The sequence below is a fragment of the Burkholderia sp. AU18528 genome (assembly GCF_002223215.2).
GTDB lineage: Bacteria > Pseudomonadota > Gammaproteobacteria > Burkholderiales > Burkholderiaceae > Burkholderia > Burkholderia semiarida.
Map to the genome: position 1 here is coordinate 19,139 of NZ_NKFC02000002.1, position 18,976 is coordinate 38,114.

The 18,976-nt window shown below is 68.9% G+C and carries 23 protein-coding genes; 4 read left to right on the top strand and 19 right to left on the bottom strand.

The features are described from left to right. Positions 1–248: 248 nt before the first annotated feature. From fliR to CFB52_RS00220, 9 genes are all read right to left on the bottom strand, one after another. Positions 249–1,031 (bottom strand): flagellar biosynthetic protein FliR, encoded by a 783-nt coding sequence (fliR, locus tag CFB52_RS00180; protein WP_099315899.1) that lies wholly within the window; start codon positions 1,029–1,031, stop codon positions 249–251. 28 nt (positions 1,032–1,059) lie between these two features. Then, the gene (fliQ, locus tag CFB52_RS00185; protein ID WP_006401718.1) at positions 1,060–1,332 is read right to left on the bottom strand and encodes a flagellar biosynthesis protein FliQ; all 273 of its coding nucleotides are present in this window, start codon (positions 1,330–1,332) and stop codon (positions 1,060–1,062) included. Between the two features lie 17 nt (positions 1,333–1,349). Next, positions 1,350–2,111 (bottom strand): flagellar type III secretion system pore protein FliP, encoded by a 762-nt coding sequence (gene fliP, locus CFB52_RS00190; RefSeq protein ID WP_059580391.1) that lies wholly within the window; start codon positions 2,109–2,111, stop codon positions 1,350–1,352. Between the two features lie 36 nt (positions 2,112–2,147). Continuing rightward, positions 2,148–2,714, bottom strand: coding sequence for a flagellar biosynthetic protein FliO (gene fliO / locus CFB52_RS00195; RefSeq protein WP_099315900.1), 567 nt, complete (start codon positions 2,712–2,714; stop codon positions 2,148–2,150). Continuing rightward, positions 2,711–3,214, bottom strand: a complete 504-nt coding sequence (fliN, locus tag CFB52_RS00200; RefSeq protein ID WP_059580396.1) for a flagellar motor switch protein FliN — start codon at positions 3,212–3,214, stop codon at positions 2,711–2,713. The genes fliO and fliN overlap by 4 nt, the downstream gene beginning before the upstream one ends. Next, on the bottom strand, positions 3,207–4,205 hold the full coding sequence (fliM, locus tag CFB52_RS00205) for a flagellar motor switch protein FliM (protein ID WP_059580399.1): 999 nt from the start codon (positions 4,203–4,205) through the stop codon (positions 3,207–3,209). Before fliM ends, fliN begins: the two co-directional genes overlap by 8 nt. 22 nt (positions 4,206–4,227) lie before the next feature. Beyond that, positions 4,228–4,728, bottom strand: coding sequence for a flagellar basal body-associated protein FliL (gene fliL, locus CFB52_RS00210; protein ID WP_179231707.1), 501 nt, complete (start codon positions 4,726–4,728; stop codon positions 4,228–4,230). A 211-nt stretch (positions 4,729–4,939) separates the two neighbouring features. Then, positions 4,940–5,662 carry an LrgB family protein gene (locus tag CFB52_RS00215; RefSeq protein ID WP_059580404.1) on the bottom strand — a complete coding sequence of 241 codons (723 nt, stop codon included), beginning with the start codon at positions 5,660–5,662 and terminating at the stop codon, positions 4,940–4,942. A 13-nt stretch (positions 5,663–5,675) separates the two neighbouring features. Further along, positions 5,676–6,149 (bottom strand): CidA/LrgA family protein, encoded by a 474-nt coding sequence (locus tag CFB52_RS00220; protein WP_059580671.1) that lies wholly within the window; start codon positions 6,147–6,149, stop codon positions 5,676–5,678. 141 nt (positions 6,150–6,290) lie between these two features. Here CFB52_RS00220 and CFB52_RS00225 point away from each other — a divergent pair, with 141 nt between their 5' ends. After that, entirely contained in the window at positions 6,291–7,217 is a 927-nt protein-coding gene (locus CFB52_RS00225; RefSeq protein ID WP_059580406.1) for a LysR family transcriptional regulator, read from the top strand. 72 nt (positions 7,218–7,289) lie between these two features. Here CFB52_RS00225 and CFB52_RS00230 read toward each other — a convergent pair whose 3' ends face one another. Continuing rightward, entirely contained in the window at positions 7,290–8,852 is a 1,563-nt protein-coding gene (locus tag CFB52_RS00230) for a DHA2 family efflux MFS transporter permease subunit (RefSeq protein ID WP_059580409.1), read from the bottom strand. 177 nt (positions 8,853–9,029) lie between these two features. Continuing rightward, positions 9,030–9,518, bottom strand: a complete 489-nt coding sequence (locus CFB52_RS00235) for a MarR family winged helix-turn-helix transcriptional regulator (protein ID WP_059580411.1) — start codon at positions 9,516–9,518, stop codon at positions 9,030–9,032. Positions 9,519–9,692: 174 nt separating this feature from the next. Between CFB52_RS00235 and CFB52_RS00240 the strand changes: the two genes are divergently transcribed. Both CFB52_RS00240 and CFB52_RS00245 read left to right on the top strand, forming a co-directional pair. Then, positions 9,693–9,977, top strand: coding sequence for a hypothetical protein (locus CFB52_RS00240; RefSeq protein WP_059638559.1), 285 nt, complete (start codon positions 9,693–9,695; stop codon positions 9,975–9,977). Between the two features lie 312 nt (positions 9,978–10,289). After that, complete coding sequence (locus tag CFB52_RS00245; protein WP_099315901.1) at positions 10,290–11,813, top strand: efflux transporter outer membrane subunit; 1,524 nt, start codon at positions 10,290–10,292, stop codon at positions 11,811–11,813. 560 nt (positions 11,814–12,373) lie between these two features. Here CFB52_RS00245 and CFB52_RS00250 read toward each other — a convergent pair. The 8 genes from CFB52_RS00250 to gspG are packed head-to-tail and all read right to left on the bottom strand — an operon-like array spanning position 12,374 to position 18,349. Continuing rightward, complete coding sequence (locus CFB52_RS00250) at positions 12,374–13,162, bottom strand: type II secretion system protein N (protein WP_099315985.1); 789 nt, start codon at positions 13,160–13,162, stop codon at positions 12,374–12,376. 36 nt (positions 13,163–13,198) lie between these two features. Next, positions 13,199–13,705, bottom strand: coding sequence for a type II secretion system protein GspM (gspM, locus tag CFB52_RS00255; RefSeq protein WP_054928223.1), 507 nt, complete (start codon positions 13,703–13,705; stop codon positions 13,199–13,201). Next, positions 13,702–15,078, bottom strand: coding sequence for a type II secretion system protein GspL (gspL, locus tag CFB52_RS00260; protein WP_099315902.1), 1,377 nt, complete (start codon positions 15,076–15,078; stop codon positions 13,702–13,704). Before gspL ends, gspM begins: the two co-directional genes overlap by 4 nt. A 26-nt stretch (positions 15,079–15,104) precedes the next feature. Next, positions 15,105–16,214, bottom strand: a complete 1,110-nt coding sequence (gspK, locus tag CFB52_RS00265) for a type II secretion system minor pseudopilin GspK (RefSeq protein ID WP_059580677.1) — start codon at positions 16,212–16,214, stop codon at positions 15,105–15,107. A gap of 2 nt (positions 16,215–16,216) precedes the next feature. Then, entirely contained in the window at positions 16,217–16,876 is a 660-nt protein-coding gene (locus tag CFB52_RS00270; protein WP_060008867.1) for a type II secretion system protein J, read from the bottom strand. 7 nt (positions 16,877–16,883) lie between these two features. Beyond that, positions 16,884–17,291: a type II secretion system minor pseudopilin GspI gene (gene gspI, locus CFB52_RS00275; protein WP_059580427.1), complete on the bottom strand. Its 408-nt coding sequence runs from the start codon at positions 17,289–17,291 to the stop codon at positions 16,884–16,886. After that, entirely contained in the window at positions 17,288–17,857 is a 570-nt protein-coding gene (locus CFB52_RS00280; RefSeq protein ID WP_089464411.1) for a GspH/FimT family pseudopilin, read from the bottom strand. The genes gspI and CFB52_RS00280 overlap by 4 nt, the downstream gene beginning before the upstream one ends. A gap of 39 nt (positions 17,858–17,896) precedes the next feature. After that, positions 17,897–18,349 carry a type II secretion system major pseudopilin GspG gene (gene gspG / locus CFB52_RS00285; protein WP_027783126.1) on the bottom strand — a complete coding sequence of 151 codons (453 nt, stop codon included), beginning with the start codon at positions 18,347–18,349 and terminating at the stop codon, positions 17,897–17,899. A gap of 180 nt (positions 18,350–18,529) precedes the next feature. Between gspG and CFB52_RS00295 the strand changes: the two genes are divergently transcribed. Then, on the top strand, positions 18,530–18,940 hold the full coding sequence (locus CFB52_RS00295) for a hypothetical protein (RefSeq protein WP_011882773.1): 411 nt from the start codon (positions 18,530–18,532) through the stop codon (positions 18,938–18,940). The last annotated feature ends 36 nt before the right edge of the window (positions 18,941–18,976 follow it).

Consider the following 18,976-nt stretch of genomic DNA (forward strand, 5'->3'; position numbering starts at 1 on the left):
CAAGCGCCGATGTGGGCCGAACGTGCGGGCATCGGCCGCGATTGCCCGCCGGACGGGCCGGAAGCGGGGTCGGGCCGGTTGCGGCACGGGGCGGTCGGGCGGCGGGCATTCGACGGCGCCGCGGAAAGGACGAAAAAAGGGGCACGGTCGGCGCCGAACCCCGGCGTGCCGCAGGGAGAGTCGCGGCGGGAGGGGACGAGTCCGGCCCGAATGACGCGAACGAGCATCGACGTGGGTCGACAGGGCGCCTACCGCCACCCGATCAGCACCCGCCCCATCGCATCGACCCCCATGTCGAACAGGTGCGACACGAACGGCACGAGGTTCGGGATCATCAGTTGCACGAGCAGCAACCCGACGATCAGCGTGACGGGAAAGCCGATCTGGTACATGCCGATCTGCGGCGCCGCGCGGTTCAGGATGCCGAGCGCGAGGTTCGCGATCAGCAGCGCCACGACCACCGGCAGCGACAGCAGCAGCCCCATCTCGAACACGGTCGCGCCGAACGCGGCAAGCGTGCGCCAGCCCGGCGCGTGCAGCAGGTCGGCCGACACCGGCAGCGACTGGAACGACGCGGCGAGCGCGGCGAATACCTGCAGGTGGCCGTCCACGGCGAGGAACGCGAGCATCGCGACCGCGTTCAGGAACCGGCCCATCGCGGGCGTCGCGCCGTTCGAGTGCGGATCGAAGAAGGTCGCGAAGCCGAGCCCCATCGACAGCCCGATGAAGTCGCCGGCCGCCTCGACGGCCGCGAACACGAGCTGCATCGTGAAACCCATCGCGACGCCGATCAGGAACTGCATGACGAGGATCCAGATGCCCTGCGCGGAGAACACGGTGACGTCCGGCATCGCGCCGAGCGTCGGCGCGACGACGAGCGCCATGAACGCGGCGACGCCGATCTTCACGCGCACCGGCACGGCCGCGTGGCCGACCATGGGCGCCGTCGCGACGAGTGCGAGCATCCGCACGAACGGCCACAGGAAAGCCGTCAGCCAGCCGTTGAGCTGCGCGTAGGTGACCGAGAACATCGCGGGTAAAGGCGGGCGAACGCGCGGCTCAGCCGGCGCCGAGCGTCGCGACGTGCAGCAGCGTCTGCCGCAGGTAGTCGAGCATCGTCGTCAGCATCCACGGGCCGGCGATCACGAGCGTCGCGGCGACCGCGAGCAGCTTCGGGATGAACGACAGCGTCGCTTCGTTGATCTGCGTCGCGGCCTGGAACAGGCTCACGACGAGGCCGACCGCGAGCGCGACCAGCAGCAGCGGGGCCGCGAGCAGCAGGCCGACCATCATCGCCTGGTGCGCCAGCGTCATCACTTGTTCGGGCGTCATCGCGCGTGTTCCTCCGCTTACGTGAAGCTCTGCGCGAGCGAGCCGATCAGCAGCTGCCAGCCGTCGACCAGCACGAACAGCATCAGCTTGAACGGCAGCGACACGGTGGACGGCGACACCATCATCATCCCCATCGACATCAGCACGCTCGCGACGACCATGTCGATGATCAGGAACGGGATGAACACCGTGAAGCCGATCTGGAAGCCGGTCTTCAGCTCGCTCGTGACGAACGCGGGCACCAGCAGCGACAGCGGCACGTCCTCGGGGCCCTGCATCGGCGCGGCCTTCGAGATCTTCGCGAACAGCGCGAGATCGGTCTCGCGGGTCTGCTTCAGCATGAAGGTCTTGAACGGCGCGACGCCGCGCTGCACCGCCTGCTCCATCGGCATCGAGCCGTCGGAGAACGGCTTGTAGCCGTCGTTGTACGCGCGGTCGAGCACCGGCGACATCACGAAGAACGTGAGGAACATCGCGAGGCCGACGAGCACCTGGTTCGGCGGCGTCGTCGCGGTGCCGAGCGCCTGGCGCAGCAGCGACAGCACGATGATGATGCGCGTGAAACTCGTCATCATCAGCAGCATCGCCGGCAGGAACGACAGCATCGTGAGCAGCAGCATCGTCTGCACGCTCAGCGAATAGGTGGTGCCGCCGTGCGGGCCCGGGCTCGCGTTGAACGCGGGCAGGCCGTTCGCCTGCGCATACGCGAGCGCAGGGGCGAGACAGAGGATCAGCACGGGCGCGACGCGCGCGGCGCGCCGCAGGAAGGCGTGTTTCATCGGAATGCGAAGTCGGAAAGAGGGCGCGGCGCCATGTCAGCGGTCCTTGCCGCGCCCGAGGCGTTTCGCGGCTTCGCCCGCGAGCGCGTCGCGAAACCGTGAGCCGAACGTGCCGGGCAGGCCGGCGCCGGGCGAAGCGCCGCCGGCGGACGCGTCGGACGCGGCCGGGCCCGCGACTGCGGCCACCGAACCGGCCGGCAGCGTATGCAGCAGGCGCACGTTGCCCGGCGCGACGCCGAGCACGAGCCAGGTGTCGCCGATCTCGACGATCGTCGCGCTTTCCTTCGCGCCGAGCCCGACGCTCGACACGACCTTCAGCGGGCCGCCGAGCCGCGCGGGCTGGAAGCCGAAGCGGCGCGCGAGCCATGCGCACGCGAACACGAGGCCGATCACGACCGCGAGCCCGACGAGCGTCTGCAGCACCGCGCCGATGCCGAGCGACGGCACGGCCGAACCGACCGTCACGCTCGACGCGATCGAACCGGCGTGGTTCACCGCGTTCATGTCGGCGGCGCCGGCCGGCGCGCACGCGAGCGACGCGGCGACGGCAAGCACCGCCGCCATCGCGCGGCACGCGCGGCGGCCTGGCTTCACGACGTTCATCGATTGAGCTTCCGGATGCGTTCGGCAGGGGTGATGATGTCGGTCAGGCGGATACCGAACTTGTCGTTGACGACCACGACTTCGCCCTGCGCGATCAGGCAGCCGTTCACGAGCACGTCCATCGGCTCGCCGGCCATGCCGTCGAGCTCGACGACCGACCCCTGCGCGAGCTGCAGCAGGTTGCGGATCGCGATCTTCGTGCGGCCGAGTTCCACGGTCATCTTGACCGGGATGTCGAGGATCATCTCGATGTCGTTGTGCGTCGAGCTCGCCGCGGCCTTCGACAGCGGCTGGAACACGCCGGCGCCCGTCGCCCCGGCCGGCACCGGCTGCTGGTTCTGCTCGGCGAGCGCGGCCGCCCAGTCGTCGAGGCCCTGCTCTTCGTCGGCCGCGGCCGGCGCCTTCGCGTCGGCGGCCGATGCCGCGGCGGCCGATGCCGCGAGGGCCGCATCGGCCATCGCCTGCATGTCGTCGTCGGGCGTCTGGTTCAGCTCACTCATATCCACCTTCCTTCATCGAATCGCTCGCGCCGATCATCTTCTGCACGCGCAACGCATATTGACCATTGAAAATTCCGTAGCCGCATTCCATCACCGGCACGCCGTCGACCTTCGCGGTGATCGTGTCCTCGATCTCGAGCGGCAGCACGTCGCCCGCGCGCAGGTTCAGGATCTTCTCGAACGTCGCCGAGATCTCGGCGAGATTCGCGGTCAGCTCGACCTCGGCGGCCTGCACCTGCTGCGACAGCACGCGCACCCAGCGGCGGTCGACTTCGAGCGCCTCGCCCTGGATCGGCGAGCTGAGCACGTCGCGGATCGGCTCGACCATCGAGTACGGCATGCAGATGTGCAGCGTGCCGCCCGTCGGCCCGAACTCGATCGAGAACTGCGTGACGATCACGATCTCGTTCGGCGTCGCGACGTTCGCGAACTGCGTGTGCATTTCCGAGCGCACGAATTCGAACTGCAGCGGCCGCACGCTCTTCCACGCGGTCGTGTAGTGCTCGAACACGAGGTTCAGCAGCTTGCCGATGATCCGCTGCTCGGTGGCCGTGAAATCGCGGCCCTCGACGCGCGTGTGAAAGCGCCCGTCGCCGCCGAACAGGTTGTCGACGACGAAGAACACGAGGTTCGGGTCGAACACGAACAGCGACGTGCCGCGCAGCGGCTTCACGTGCACCAGATTCAGGTTCGTCGGGATCGGCAGGTTGCGGGTGAATTCGCTGTACTTCTGCACCTTCACCTGGCTGACGGAGATTTCCGCCGTGCGTCGCATGAAGTTGAAGATGCCGATCCGCAACAGGCGCGCGAAGCGGTCGTTGATGATCTCGAGGCCGGGCATCCGGCCGCGGACGATTCGCTCCTGCGTCGCGATGTTGTAGGGACGGACGCCCGACGTGTCGCGCTGCTCGTCGACCGCATCGGTTTCGCCCGTGACGCCCTTGAGGAGGGCATCGACCTCCTCCTGGGACATGAACTCCTGGTGACCCATACGCGCTCCTTTCGCGGCCGCGTTACTGGACGACGAATTCGGTGAACAGCACCTCGTCGACCTTCGCGCGCTGGTTGCCCGGCTGCGTCGGCTGCGCGATCAGCTCCCGCAGCTCGTTCGCGAGCGAACGTTTGCCGTCCGGCGTCGCGAGCTCTTCGGGATGCTTGTTCGACAGCGCGAGCAGGATCCGGCTGCGGATTTCCGGCATCCGCGCGGTCAGTTGCTCCTGCGCCTTCGGGTCGGTGAGCTTCAGCGACAGGCCCACGCGCAGGTAGTGCTGCACGCCGTCGTCGGACTGCAGGTTCACCGTCATCGGGTCGAGCGGGAAAAACACCGGCGCGGCAAGCGGCGCCGGCTCGGCGGGCGCGCTCGCGTGGCCGACGCCTGCCTTGCCCAGGAACACGTACATGCCGCCGGCGGCGGCGGCGGCCGCGCCCAGCGCGATGACGGCGATGAGCGCGATGCGCTTGAACTTGCCGGAGGAAGCCGGCTTGTCGGCGGTCGGGGTTGCGGTCGTGGCCATGTGAATGCGTGCGTGATGTCTCGTAGCATGCATTGTTCGGCATCCGGGCCGAGGCCGATGGGCGGAAAAGAGGGGGGAATTGCGGCTATCTCAGCCGATTGTCGGCGCGGCGCCGGCTCGATGCAGGGGGGAACGGCGGCGCAGGCGGCCCAGCGGGGCGGAACCGGCCGCGCAGAAAAAAGGGCAGGCGGCGGCGCCTGCCCGTCGGGCGTCAGATCGGCAGCAGCGTGAGCAGCGGCGCGATCAGCACCATCGCGACGCCCGCGATCATCATCGTCAGGCTCGACACGACGCCTTCCTCGCTGCCGATCTCGCGTGCCTTCGCGGTGCCCACGCCATGGGCGGCCGCGCCGAACAGCGCACCGCGCGCGAGCCGCGTGCGCATCGGCACGAGCGCGAGCACGAGCTCGCCGAGCAGCATTCCGCAGATGCCGGTCGCGATCACGAAGAGGGCGGTGAGGTCCTTCGGCGCGTGGATCTTGTCCGACACGGCGAGCGCGAACGGCGTCGACACCGAGCGCGTCATCAGCGAGCGCTGCAGCTCGGGCGACAGATGCAGCAGCTTCGCGAGCAGCAGCGACCCGCACACGCCCGCGGCGATCCCGACCGCGACGCCGACCGACAACGACAGCCAGTGCCGGCGAATCAGGTCGCGGTATTCGTAGATCGGCACCGCGAACGCGATCGTCGCCGGGCCGAGCAGCCACATCAGCCAGCGCGTGTCGCGGAAGTAGACCGAATACGGGATGCCGGTCAGCAGCACGAGCAGCACCAGCACGCCCGGCACGAACACGAGCGGCGAGAACAGCAGCGTCTTTTTGTACGCGTAGAGCCGCTTCGACGCGAAATACAGCACGACCGTCAGCACGAAGCAGCCGACGGAGATCGCGGTATTCACGCGGTCGGCGGGCAGGTTCGATAGCGCGGCGAGCATGGAAGGCTCCTGCTCAGTGGGCGACGGCGCCCAGGCGCGCGCGGCGGCGCTCGGCGAACACGCGTTGTGCGGCGAGCCGGCGTTCGAGCTTCGCGGCGAGATCGACCGCGACGGCCACCGCGACCATCACGAACGCGGTGCCGGCGAGCATCACCAGCGCGATGCGCCAGCCGTCCTCGCGGAACAGCCCGCCGTACTGCACGGCCGCGACGGCGGCCGGCACGAAGAACAGCAGCATGTCGGACAGCAGCCAGTTCGCGCCGTCCTTCACCCACGCCGGTGCGACGCGGCCCGAGAACAGCAGCACGAGGAGCACCGCGAGGCCGATCACGCCGGACGGAATCGGCAGCCCGACCTTGCGCACGGCCCAGTCGACCGCCATCCACAGCACGCCGAGCGCGGCGGCCTGCAGCACGATCCGGCCCGTGTGCGCGAGGCTGCCCGAAGCGGCGGAGCGGGCGGCGGCAGTGGCGGTCGGCTGATTCATGGCGGGCTCCATACGGATGTTTCTGTCGATGGCCTCAGTATAGGGTTTCCCCTAACCATAAATAAAATGACTTGTCTCTATCCTTATCATTCCAATCCGGAATTCGTTTTGACGTGGTTGCACCAATCTGGGGAGTGATCGATGGAATTGCGCGCGCTGCGGTACTTCGTCGAGGTGGTTCGCCAGCAGAGCTTCACCGCGGCGGCCGACAGGCTGTTCGTCACGCAGCCGACCATCAGCAAGATGGTGAAGGCGCTGGAAGACGAGATCGGTTCGCCGCTGCTGCTGCGCGACGGCCGGCAGATGGTGCTGACCGACGCCGGGCGGATCGTGTTCCAGCGCGGCCAGGACGTGCTCGCCGCGCAGGCGCAGTTGCAGTCGGAGCTGAACGATCTCGGCACGCTCGGGCGCGGCGAGCTGACGATCGGCATTCCGCCGCTCGGCGGCTCGCTGTTCACGCCGATCATCGCCGCGTACAAGCAGCGCTACCCGAACATCGAGCTGAAGCTGTTCGAGCAGGGCGCGCGGATGATCGAGGCCGCGCTGACGTCGGGCGAGCTGGAGCTCGGCGGGCTGCTGGAGCCGGTCGATCCCGGCACGTTCGAGCGGCTGCCGATGGTGCGCGCGCCGCTGTGGCTCGTCGCGCCGCGCGAGTCGCGCTGGGAGGATCACACGGCCGTGCCGCTCGCGGATCTCGCGCGCGAATCGTTCGTGTTCTATGCGGAAAGCCTCGCGCTGCACGACGCGGTGCTCGACGCGTGCCGGCAGGCCGGCTTCACGCCGTCGATCGTGAGCCGCAGCGGCCACTGGGATTTCATGGCCGCGCTCGTGCATGCGGGTGTCGGCATCGCGCTGCTGCCCGAGCCGTATTGCCGGCGGCTCGACGCGGGCCAGTTCACGTGCCGGCCGATCGTCGAGCCGGAAATCACGTGGGCGATCGCGCTCGGCTGGCTGAAGAAGGGCTACCTGTCGCACGCGGCGCGCGCGTGGCTCGACGTCGCGCGGGCGACGCTGCCGCTCGCGCCGGCCGACGATCTGGCGTTCGGGGGATTACGAGCGCGGGAGTGAGGGTGGGGCCGCCGGGCGATGAAGCGGACAGTGAAACAAAAAGGGCGGCCGTGACGGCCGCCCGTCGGGCCCTCAATGCCCCATCGCCGGCCCCGCGCCCTTCTTCGGCTTCGTGATCCACACGAGCGCCGCGAGCGCGATGAACACGCCCGCCGACAGGTGGAAGAAGTCGTTGGTCGCCATCATGAAGCCCTGCTGCGTGACGAGCTGGTTGAGCTGCGCATTGGCCGTCTGCCCGACGATGCCGAGCTGCGCGAGCGCGCCCTGGTAATCGGTCGTGTTCTGCGCATAGACGCTCACCGATTCCGACAGCCGCGCATGGTGGTAGATCGCGTCGTTCTCCCAGAACGTCGAGCTGGCGGCCGTGCCGATCGCGCCGGACAGCGTACGCAGGAAGTTCGACAGCCCCGACGCGCTCGCGAGCCGCTCGTCGGAGATGCTCGACAGCGTGATCGTCGTCATCGGCACGAAGAAGCACGCGACGCCGATGCCCTGCACGAGTCGCGGCAGGATCACGTGGTTGAACGGCACGTCGAGCGTGAACGTCGCGTTCCACAGCGACACACCCGCGAACACGATGAACGCGAAGCTCGCGACCATCCGCAGGTCGAGCCGGTGCATGTTGCGGCCGATCAGCGGCGACAGCACGAGCGCGAGCAGCCCGACCGGCGCGGTCGCGAGACCGGCCTTGCCGGCCGTGTAGCCCATCACCGTCTGCAGCCACAGCGGGAAGATCACGACCGAGCCGAAGAACGCCATGAAGCCGAACGAGATGATCAGCGCGCCGAGCGCGAAGTTGCGGTCCTTGAAGAGCGTGAGGTCGACCACCGGCTCCTTCTCCGTCGCCTCCCACACGAGCATGAACGCGAGCGACACGACCGCGATCAGCGCGAGCGCGACGATGAACGACGAGTTGAACCAGTCGCGGTCCTTGCCGAGGTCGAGCATCATCTGCAGGCACGACACGCCGATCACGAGCAGCGCGAGGCCGATCGCGTCGATCCGCTGCTTCGTCGTCTTCGTCTCGCGGCCGCGCAGCAGAAAGTACGCGCAGGTCGCCGAGAACACGCCGATCGGCAGGTTGATGTAGAAGATCCACGGCCACGTGTAGTTGTCGCTGATCCAGCCGCCCAGGAGCGGGCCGAAGATCGGCGCGACGATCACCGTCATCGCCCATAGCCCGAGCGCGAGCCCCCGTTTCGCGGGCGGGTAGCTGCGCATCAGGATCGTCTGCGACAGCGGCACCATGGGCCCCGACACGAGGCCCTGCAGCAATCGGAACGCGATCAGCGTCTCGAAGTTCGACGCGAGGCCGCACAGCGCCGACGCGATCGTGAACGCGAGCACCGACAGCGTGAAGAGGCGCACTTCGCCGACCCGCCTTGCGAGCCAGCCGGTGAGCGGCACTGCGATCGCGGACGCGACCGAGTACGACGAGATCACCCACGTGCCTTCGCTCGTCGCGACGCCGAGGCTGCCCGAGATGGTCGGCACCGCGACGTTCGCGATCGACGTGTCGAGCACTTCCATGAAGGTGCCGAGCGCGAGCCCGACGGTGAGCAGCGCGAGCGCGCCGCCGGTCAGCGGCGCCGGTTCGGCGGCGGGGGAGGGGGCGGATGCCGTGGTGGCGGACATCGGAATCTCCTAGACGCGGCGCGCGCGACGCGCCGGCACAACGCACGGACGCGCGACGCAGCGCGGCCCGGCCGGGTGGAAGGAAAAAGGGGAAAAGCGGAGCGGGTGCCTTGTCATCTTCTGCCCAGACAGAGAAATAAGCGAATGTTTAACTGCGACATGGGGGCTCCGCGTGCATCAGCAGTCGGGTTCGTCGGGCTTCGGGCAGCCGGTCGAACCGGGCCCGTTGGCGATGAAGCGTTGCAGCAGGCCGGTGAGCGTCGCGAGTTCGTCGGCCGAGAAGCCCTCGAGCTGCGCGTTGAGCACGGTCGCGACCAGCGACGGCAGCGCGCGGGCGGCTTCGATGCCGCGGTCGGTCAGCGTCAGCTCGATCATCCGGCGATCCTGCTCGCTGCGCGCGCGTGCGATCAGCCCCTTGCGTTCGAGCCGGTCGAGCATGCGCGTCATCGACCCGCTGTCGTACGACATCTTGCGCGACAGTTCGAACGGCGTGCGCGCGTAACCGCGCGACAGCAGCAGGATCACGCCGATCTGCTGCGCGGTGAGGTCGAGCGGCTCGAGCGCGCGATCCATCCGCTCGACGAGCGCCTGCTTCGCCTTCGACAGGTAATAGCCGAGGCTCGTTTCCAGCGCGATGTTCTCGGGATCGTAGAGGCCGCCGGTCATACGATTGCGCGCGCAGCAATAGTGCGTTTCGGGTTAAAACGCGCCCAGTATCTTGAAAAATGATTGCTTAGTCAATATTATTTAAGTCAACCAGTTACGACGTGCATGTTGCACCGCCGGAGACTATGTTCTGACCGATTGGCCCGCACTGCCGGGCACCCGAGGATGTTCGCGATGCTGTTCCTGAAAAATGCCGCCGGCGCACTGCGCCGCAACCTGACCGATACCGCTCATCATGTGTTCTCCGGGCCGCACCGCGGCTGGAAGATCGCGCTGTACGTGACGATGCTGGTCGTGCCTGGCGGCTCGCTCGCGGCGCTCGGGTTCGCGTGGTTCGATCATCGCCGGCAGCGCAACGCGAAGGGCGGCGCCCGCCGCACGAGCCAGCCGGCCGCGACGGAGCCGTCGACATGGCCGGCCGCCGCCAAACCCGTCGCGGTGCCCGTGCGCTGCCACTGACACACTGACACCGCCGCGCGCCCGCTTTCCACACTGTCCCGCCCGATCGCCGGCCGCGTCGCGCGCTACCGCTGCCGTCCGTCCGTTGGATGTCCATTCGCACGCCCGTTTTCCCGCAAGCCGGCCGTAATGGCCGGTAAACCGGCCGCCCGCGCCGGTAACACATCCGGGCCGCCGCCCACCGTACCCTTAGGGCTGCGCGGCTTTCCCGCCGTCAGTTACCATTTGTCCGCCAGCGGCCAACGACCGCACCGCATGACCGCATCGCGCGGCGCCGCTCGCCGGCCGTCGCGCCCAGACAGGAAAACCACCATGCCGTACGCTTCCCTCCCGCGCGCCGTTCGCCCGCTGAGCGCCGCCGTCGCCATTGCGACGGCCGTGCTGCTCGCCGGCTGCGCCGTCGGGCCCGACTATCACCGGCCCGACACGTCGATTCCCGCCGCCTTCAAGGAAGCGCCGGCCGGCTGGAAAGTCGCGCAGCCCGCCGATCGGGCCGATCGCGGCGCGTGGTGGACGGTCTACAACGATCCGCAGCTCGATGCGCTGATCGGCAAGCTCAACGCGTCGAACCAGACCATCGCGCAATCGGCCGCCGCCTACCGGCAGGCGCGCGCGCTCGTCACCGAGGCGCGCGCCGCGTATTTCCCGACCGTCGGGCTGAGCGCATCGGGCTCGCGCGCGCGGACGCCGCGCACGTCGCTGTCGTCGGGCTCGTCGTCGAATTTCGGCAGCGGGTCGACCGGATCGATCAACAACAGCTACAGCGTCGGCCTCGACGCGAGCTGGGAGCCCGATCTATGGGGCAAGGTGAGCCGCACCGTCAGCGCGGAGCGCGCCGGTGAAGCGGCCGCCGCGGCCGATCTCGCGAACGCGCGGCTGTCGCAGCAGGCGCTGCTCGCGCAGACCTATTTCCAGTTGCGCACGTCCGATGCGCTGCAAAAGCTGCTCGACGACACCGTGAAATCATACGAACGGTCGCTGCAGCTCACGCAGAACCAGTACGCGCAGGGCGTCGCCGCGCGCGCGGACGTGATTCAGGCGCAAACGCAGCTGCAGAGCGCGCAGGCCGCGCAGATCGACAACGGCGTCGCCCGCGCGCAGTACGAGCATGCGATCGCGACGCTGATCGGCGAGCCCGCGTCGACCTTCTCGCTGCCGCCGAACCCGCTCGCGGCCGAGCCGCCGGTCACGCCGGTCGACGTGCCGTCCACGATCCTCGAGCGCCGGCCCGACGTCGCGGCGGCAGAGCGCCGCGCGGCGGCCGCGAACGAGCAGATCGGCGTCGCGATCTCGGCGTTCTTCCCCACGCTCACGCTGTCGGCCAGCGGCGGCTTCCAGAGTTCGGTGTGGTCGCAGCTGTTCACACTGCCGGCACGCTTCTGGACGGTCGGCCCGCAGCTCGCGGCCACGCTGTTCGACGCGGGCTTGCGCGCCGCGCAGACCGACGCCGCGCGCGCGACCTACGACCAGGACGTCGCCGCCTATCGTCTCGCGGTGCTCACCGCGTTCCAGGACGTGGAGGACAACCTCGCGTCGCAGCGCATTCTCGCGCAGGAAATCGACGTGCAGCGGCAAGCCGTCGACAGCGCCGAGCACGCGCTCGCGATCGTCACGAACCAGTACAAGGCCGGCACGGTCGCGTACCTGAACGTGCTGACCGCGCAGACCACCGCGTTCACCGCGCAGCAGAAGCTCGCGACGATCGCCGGGCAGCGGATGGTGTCGTCGGTCGGGCTCGTGAAGGCGCTCGGCGGCGGCTGGAACGTATCGGAAATGGCGCGCGAGAACGGCGACATGGCGGCGCCGGCGAGCGGCGCTCCGGTCGCCCAGAAATGAATATCACGCGCGGTTGAACGACAGCATGTCATATCGTTTGGGCGTGAATGGCGAAAATGACATCTTTCGTTCAAGTCCTAAAAATTGATAATCGAATTCGACAAATACTATATAAAGTTTGATTTTTGTCGATTTCCAATTATCTCAAAATAAAATCGTTGAACTTATTAATGGAAAGGCTTACGAATTCACTGCATCAACACCGTGATGCGAATTCACCGTTAACAAGGAAACGACGAAAATGATTGCACATATCGGAGCAAAATGTCCGCAGGGTGGAACGTGGCATCCCGTGGGAAATCCCAATGACACACGGTCCATCGGCATTGGCAACATCATGCCGCCCACACCGAACGGCGAAGCATACTGGGTTCTGAAAACGCCGACCGGCGACAAGTAAGTTGCATGGGCCGGCTTTGCCGGCCCTTCGTTTTATTGTCCGGCCTCTTGATATCGGAACCGACCGAACGGCCAGCGTATTGCAAACCTGCCGGCGGCGATTTCAGTAAAAATCATTCCGGGCGATCGCACATTGACGCGTGCTTGAGGCCAGCGCGCGTTCAGCGCTGCGCGTCGCCGAAGATCAGCGAAACCTGGTTGTTGCCGATCGGGTGGCCCAGCAGGTTCAGCAGCCCGGCGAGGTTCGCCTGCTGCTCGGGCGCCGCGTGCGCGGTCCCGCGGAACGATCCCTGGCCGGGGCCGAAGCTGCCGTGCCCGTCGAGGAACAGCGGGCCCTGCGTCGTCGACAGGTCGAGATCGGCGCCCGCGCCCTTCGCCCGCAATACCGCGCGGTACGAACCGAGCGGCTTCACGCGCGACACGCGCGAACTCATCGAATCGATCGTCACCGTCAGCTGGCCGAACGCGTTGCTGCCGATGAGCCGCCAGTCGCTCCAGGCGAGCCGCACGTCGCCCTGCAGATCCAGCGTGTTGAACGGCGTGCCGAGCCCCGTGAGCAGCGACGCCGGCACCGCCATCGCGCCCGCCGACAGCACCGCGCCGCGCCACGTCGCATCGAGCGTGACCGCATCGGGCATCGCTTCGGTCTGCCGCATGCGCATCTGCACGCGCCCGGTCAGCAACGGCCAGAAGCGCGTGGTCCATTCGACCCGGCCCGGCAGCAGCGTCGCCGCGCTCTGGTCGGCGCCCGGCGCGAGCATCAGCGTGCCCGAGCCGTGCCACAGCGAGCCTTCCGGATCGACGAGATTCACGTGGCCGCCGGTCGCACGCGCGAACTGCGGCGCGATCCATGCGGCCGGCGCGAGCGCGACGAGCGTCACCGCCGTCGCCAGACCGCCTGCCAGCACCCACGGCAATACGGTGACGAGCCGTCTCACCCACGGCCGCATCGGCCGGCCTTCGTATGCGTCATCCACTGCCGTCATCTATTTCTGGACGGAAGGTTGCATCACGGCCGTCAGGTCGACCTGGCCGTCCTCCTTCAGCGCCGTCGCATGCGCCTCGCCGACCTGCACCTTGAATTGCCGGCGCGCATCGTCGAGCCACTGGGTCCACGCCGGGAACGACACGTTCTTCATCTGGATCTGCACGCCATTGCCGACGATCTGCACCTGCGCGCCCTGCAGCCCGTGGTCGGACAGCGACGCGGTCAGCGCATCCTTCAGCGCGAGGCCGGTCGGCGCGACACCCTGCGCGGCGGCGGCCAGCGACTTCGCCTCGTTCGCCTGCGCGGTCATCTGCGCGAGTTCGTGACGCATCGCCGGCAGCTCGCGCTGGATCCGCGCGCGGCCTTCCTGCGCGGGCGACCACAGCACCGAATACGCGATCGCGACCGCCAGCACGGCGCCGCCCCAGCCGAGCAGCGTCTTCTCGCGCGGCGTGCGTTCGCCCCAGAACTGGGCGAGCGTCTGGTTCAGTTGTTCGGTTTTCATGAGCGGCTCCGGATCGTCCATTTGCCCGTGTTGCTGTCGACTTCGCCGGACAGTCCGTTACGCGCGAGGCGCTGCGTGAAATCGGGATCGACCTTGACCTCCGGCTTGAAGCCGACGTCGAGCCGCCGGTCGTGATAGTCGAGCGACGCGATGCCGTTCAGCGGCAACGCGCCCATCGAGCGCGACAAGCCGCTCGACAGCGCGAGGAAATCGTTCGGCGACAGCTCGCCGGCAGCGAGCCGAAGCTGGTCGAGCTGGCGCTGCATCTGCGCGGGCGGATCGAGCACGGTGGTCGTCTTCGGGAACGCGGACAACAGCGTCTCGGTGATCTGCGCGGACAGCGCATCGCGCTCGCGTGACAGCTTCCACCAGTGCAGGTTCATCCCGATCACCGCGACGCCGAGCGTCGCCGCGGCCAGCGCGATCGGCACGCGCAGGCGCTTGAGCGTCGCGCGATCGAAGCGCCACGGCTGCGATTCGAATTCGAACTGGCACAGATCGAATGGCTCGGCGAGCGCCCGGCGCGCGAACGTGTCGAACGACAGCGGCGCGGCGCCCGGCAGCAGCGGCGCGTCGGCGCGGCCGGCCGACGCGAGCCGCGGCTCCGCGCCCGGTTCGCCGAGTTCGTACAGTTCGATGGCGCCGCCGCCCGCGAGCGCGGCCAGCGTGCCGGCCGCGCGCGACGCGGGCGCCGCGAAGCCTTCGCCGAGCGCGCCGCGCGCGACCGCCAGCTCGAGGCGCGGCGCACCGGCCACCGCCGGCAGCGCGCCGGCTTCGACGAGCACCGGCTCGACCGCCGTCGCGAGCCCGAGCACCGCGGCGACCGTGGCCGGGCGGGCGAGCGGCGCGGCGGCGTCCGCGGCGAGTGCGGCGGCGTCGATACCCTCACCGTCGGCCAGCGCCGCGGCGGATGCCGCTTCGGCCGGCGCGCGCGGCGCCGGCAGGCAGCGGGTCGCGGGCACGGCGCTCAGGTGCCGGTGGCCGGCCGCGGTGAACGCGTCGCAGATCGTGCGGAACCACGCGCGATCGACGACGGCCAGCACGCGGCGCCCGTCGGGCAGGGCGGCCGGATCGAGCGCGATGTGGCAGCCGAGCGGATCCTGGATCAACTGATCCTCGACGATGTTGGGCAGCGCCTGACGCAGCTTCGGCCCCTTCAGCGGCGGCACGGTCGCGGCCAGCAGCAGCACGTCGCGCGCGGCGACGATCAGCACCGTTGCGTTCGCGCGCGGCAACAGCGCGAGCGCGGCGCGGCCCGCGCGCTGCACCTGGCCGGCCTTGTCGACGAGCATGAACGGCAGCTCGGGCCACTGCCATTCCTGCAGCGGCACGGCCGGCTCGCGCGGCGGCAAAGAAACAATCAACGTGCTCACAAGCGCTCCTCTCCCGATTGGCGTCGTTATAGCTGATCGCGGATGCGCACGATCCGCGTCGAGTGCGTGGTCGGATCACGATACACGAGCGAGGTACGGTCGACCTCCGCGCGTTCGTGCTGGATCCGGCCATGCACGATGAAATAGCTCGAATTGACGTCGACGAGGCTCGAGTCGATCGTCACGTTCGGCGGCGCGCCGGCGCCGCGCAGCGCGAGCTGCACGTCCCCGACGTTCCGGAAAAACACGGTCTCGCGGCGCGCGACGAGCGCCTGCGCGGACGACACGCTCATCCCCGGTATCAGCGCGGCGATCACTTCGGCCGGCGCGGTGTTCATGTTCACGGGCGTCGTGGTCGGCAGCACGGTGACGAACGGGCGCAGCCGCGCGACCATTTCGGGTGTCACGCCGTCGACGTCGAGCAGGCTGTCGACGCGCGTCATCATCAGCGGCGCGGGCCCGCGCTCGCCGCCGGCCATCCCGGGATCGTCGGTGAAGCCGCTGCCCTGCATGTCGCCGCTCGTCACCGGTGCGGTCGCGGCATTCGCCGCGGTGCCGCCGCCGCCTGGCAGGTTCGGCATCTGGAACCGCGTGGCCGAATGCAGCAGCCCCGCGCGCACCTGCAGCGCGATGCGCTTCGCGAAGGCACTGTCGTAGCCGAGCGTCGTCAGCAGGCGCTGGAACGCCTGCATCTGCGTGACGTTCAACTGCAGCACGCCGGGCGCCGGCGACGACACGAGGTTGCGCAGGTTGAACTTCGCCTGCGCGTCCTCGATCGAGCCGGACAGGTAGGTGTCGTCGCCGCCCGTCTCGTTGGGCGCGCCGATCCGGCCGAGGAAATCCGACAGCTTCGTCTTCGCGATCGGTACGCCCCAGATCCCGCCGAGATACGTGATGCCGGGCGCCGTGTCGCCTTCGGAGCGCAGGATCATTCGCGTCCAGTCGAGCGCGCCGCGCGCGACCCACTGTGCCTGCGCGATCACGCGCTGGTTCTCGATGCGGCGGATCTGCACCTGCTGGCGCCACAGCATCCCCGACACGAGGATCGCCGACAGCGCGACCACGAGCAGCGCGGTGATGATCGCCGCGCCGCGCTGGCGGCGGGCAGGCATTCGACGGAAAGGGCGCGCACGCATCGTCATTCCCCGACGAGGAAGATGCGCGTGACCGGCACGCGCAGCGACGTCGCGCCGATGCTGACCTGCAGCCCGGTCACCGCGCGCGCGGGCGGCGCGTTGCCGAGCTGCGGCACCTTCAGCGCGTCGTTGTTCTGCGCGAGCGCTTCGTCGGCCGTCTGCAGGTTGGTGGTCCAGCCCACGCGCGGCACGTACAGCTTCGCGTCGATCGCGCCGACGCCGCCCATCAGCGCGACCCAGCTCCAGCCTTCGACGCTGCTGTCCTTCAGCATCGTGCGCAGCCGGTTCGTGTCGTCGACCGGCGGCGACGCATAGCGCACGACGCGCCCGCCGGCGATCCGGTAGCGGACCACCTGCAGCCGCGGCGCGACGCCCGGCACGTCGAGCTCGCGCACGATCTGCAGCGTATTGCCGGCGACGCCGATCGCCGGCTGGCCGGCCTCGTCGTCGGTCGCGGCGAGCCGCGCGTCGATGCGCATCTGGTCGAACATCTGCGCGAACACGCGCTCGTCCTCCATCGCGGCGGCCACCTTGTCGCGGCCACGCATGATCTGGTCGAGCCCGCGCCAGGCGAGGATCGCCACCACCGCGAGGATCGCGATCGCGATCATCAGCTCGATCAGCGTGAAGCCGCGGGCGGCACGGGCGGACGGGCGTCGCATCGGCGCGTCAGAGCGGACGGCTGGTTTCATTCGCGACCACCGTCACCATCTGCGCGAGCACGCCGGAACGGCCGGGCATGCTCACCGAAATCCGCACGCGCCGAAACACCGGGTTCGGCGTGGTGCTCACGCGCTGCGTGCAGACGAGCTGCACGTTGCCTTGCGAGCAGTCGAAACTCTGCTCGCCGACCTCCGGCCACGCATGCGTGAGCCGCAGTTGCGCGAGCGCGTTGTCGGCGCTCCAGCCGGCGAGCAGGCGGCGATGCAGGTCGGACGCATTGGTCGCCATCGTGCCGACCGCGCGGATCGACGCGGCGAGCGCGACCGCGATGATCGCGAGCGCGACCAGCACCTCGATCATCGTGAAGCCGCGGGCGGAAGAAGCGGGGAAGGGCAGGCGACGACGCATCGTCATTGCACCTCGTAGCGGCCGTTGCCGGTGCCGACGATCGTCGCGCTGCCGGCGGCCGAATGCAGCGTCACGCGCACCGGCGTGTCGATGCTCTCGGTGCCGAACACGACGCGGTTCGCGCGCGTGTCCGATCCCGGGTAATCGATGTCCGCGCCCGTGACGCCGCCGTCCCAGTCACGCGGGCGCAGCAGGTCGTCGCGCAGCGTGCGCCAGCCGTCGGGCGAGCTCACGTCGAACTGGAAACCGTGCGCGGTCGGCTGCCACGCGATCGGCCGCGCGCGCACCTGCGCCTCGTCGCCGGCCGTCTCGAACAGCAGCGCGATGCGCTGCGCTTCCTCGCGCAGGTCGGTGCGCGGATTACGCGTCAGCGACAGCGACGCGAGCGACACGAGCAGCCCCGCGATCACGAGCACGACCAGCATTTCGAGCAGCGTGAAACCGCGCGCGCGACGCCGCGCCGCGCGGGGCGTCGTCAAGCCGCCATCGGCGCCCGCCGGGACGGACGGCACCGCACCGCGATGCGCACGGCAATCGCGGCCGCAGCGGGAGGTCGTGCGAATGGCGAGCATGAAGAACGGGAATGAAACGTCGGGCCGATCAGCGCCGGCTCATTGCCACGAGCCGATGTCGGAGTCGTTGCTTTCGCCGCCTTCCTTGCCGTCGGCGCCGTAGCTGAACACGTCGATCTCGCCGTGCACGCCCGGGTTCAGGTACTTGTACCCGTTGCCCCACGGATCGTTCGGCAGGCGCTCGAGATAGCCGCCATCCTTCCAGTTGTTCGGGATCGGATCGGTGGTCGGCTTCTGGATCAGCGCGTTCAGGCCCTGTTCCTGCGTCGGATAGCGGCCGTTGTCCAGACGGTACAGCTTGAGCGCCTGCATGATCGTGCCGATGTCCTGCTTCGCGGCGATGCGGCGCGCCTCGTCCGGGCGGCTCATGATCTTCGGCACGATCAGCGCCGCCAGGATCCCGAGGATCGCGACCACCACCATGATCTCGATCAGCGTGAAACCGCGCTGACGACGCACGGCCGCGTTGCGGCGAGTGATCCACGTTTGCATGACTGACTACCTCTTTCCAAAAAATGTCGTCGATTGAGTGACGCACCCGACAGGCATTCCGGAACGCCTGCCTGACGACAGGCTTCCGATACCCCGGGCGCGGAGCCCGCATTGTAAGGCGCGCATCGCCGAGGGCTTTCACCCAACGCAAATTTCACATACATCCGTACAATAGCGCGCATGAACGCGCTCTCGATCCGGATCCTTTCCCTCGCCCTCTTCGCGGGTTTGTGCGCGACGGCCACCTACTGGGTCGTCACGCTGTCGGCCCGCGAAGCGCCGCTGCCCGCCGCCGCCGCGCGGCTGCCGATCCGCACCGAGGACGCCGCCGCGCTCTTCGGCGGCCAGCTCGACAAGAATCCCGTCCAGGACATCCACCTGTTCGGCATTCTCGCGCTCGATCATGGCGGCGCCGCGATCGTCGGCATCGGCGGCGAACCGCCGCGCGCCGTGTCGCTCGGCGCGGAGCTCGCGCCCGGCGCGAAGCTCGCCGAAGTGCGCAGCCGCTCGATCATCGTCGACCGCAACGGCGCGCGCGCCGAAGTCCAGCTCCCGGCGAACACGCCGTCCCCCGCGATCTACATGCGCTGACGGCCGCGGCCCGGCACGCGCAATCGGGCCGCCACG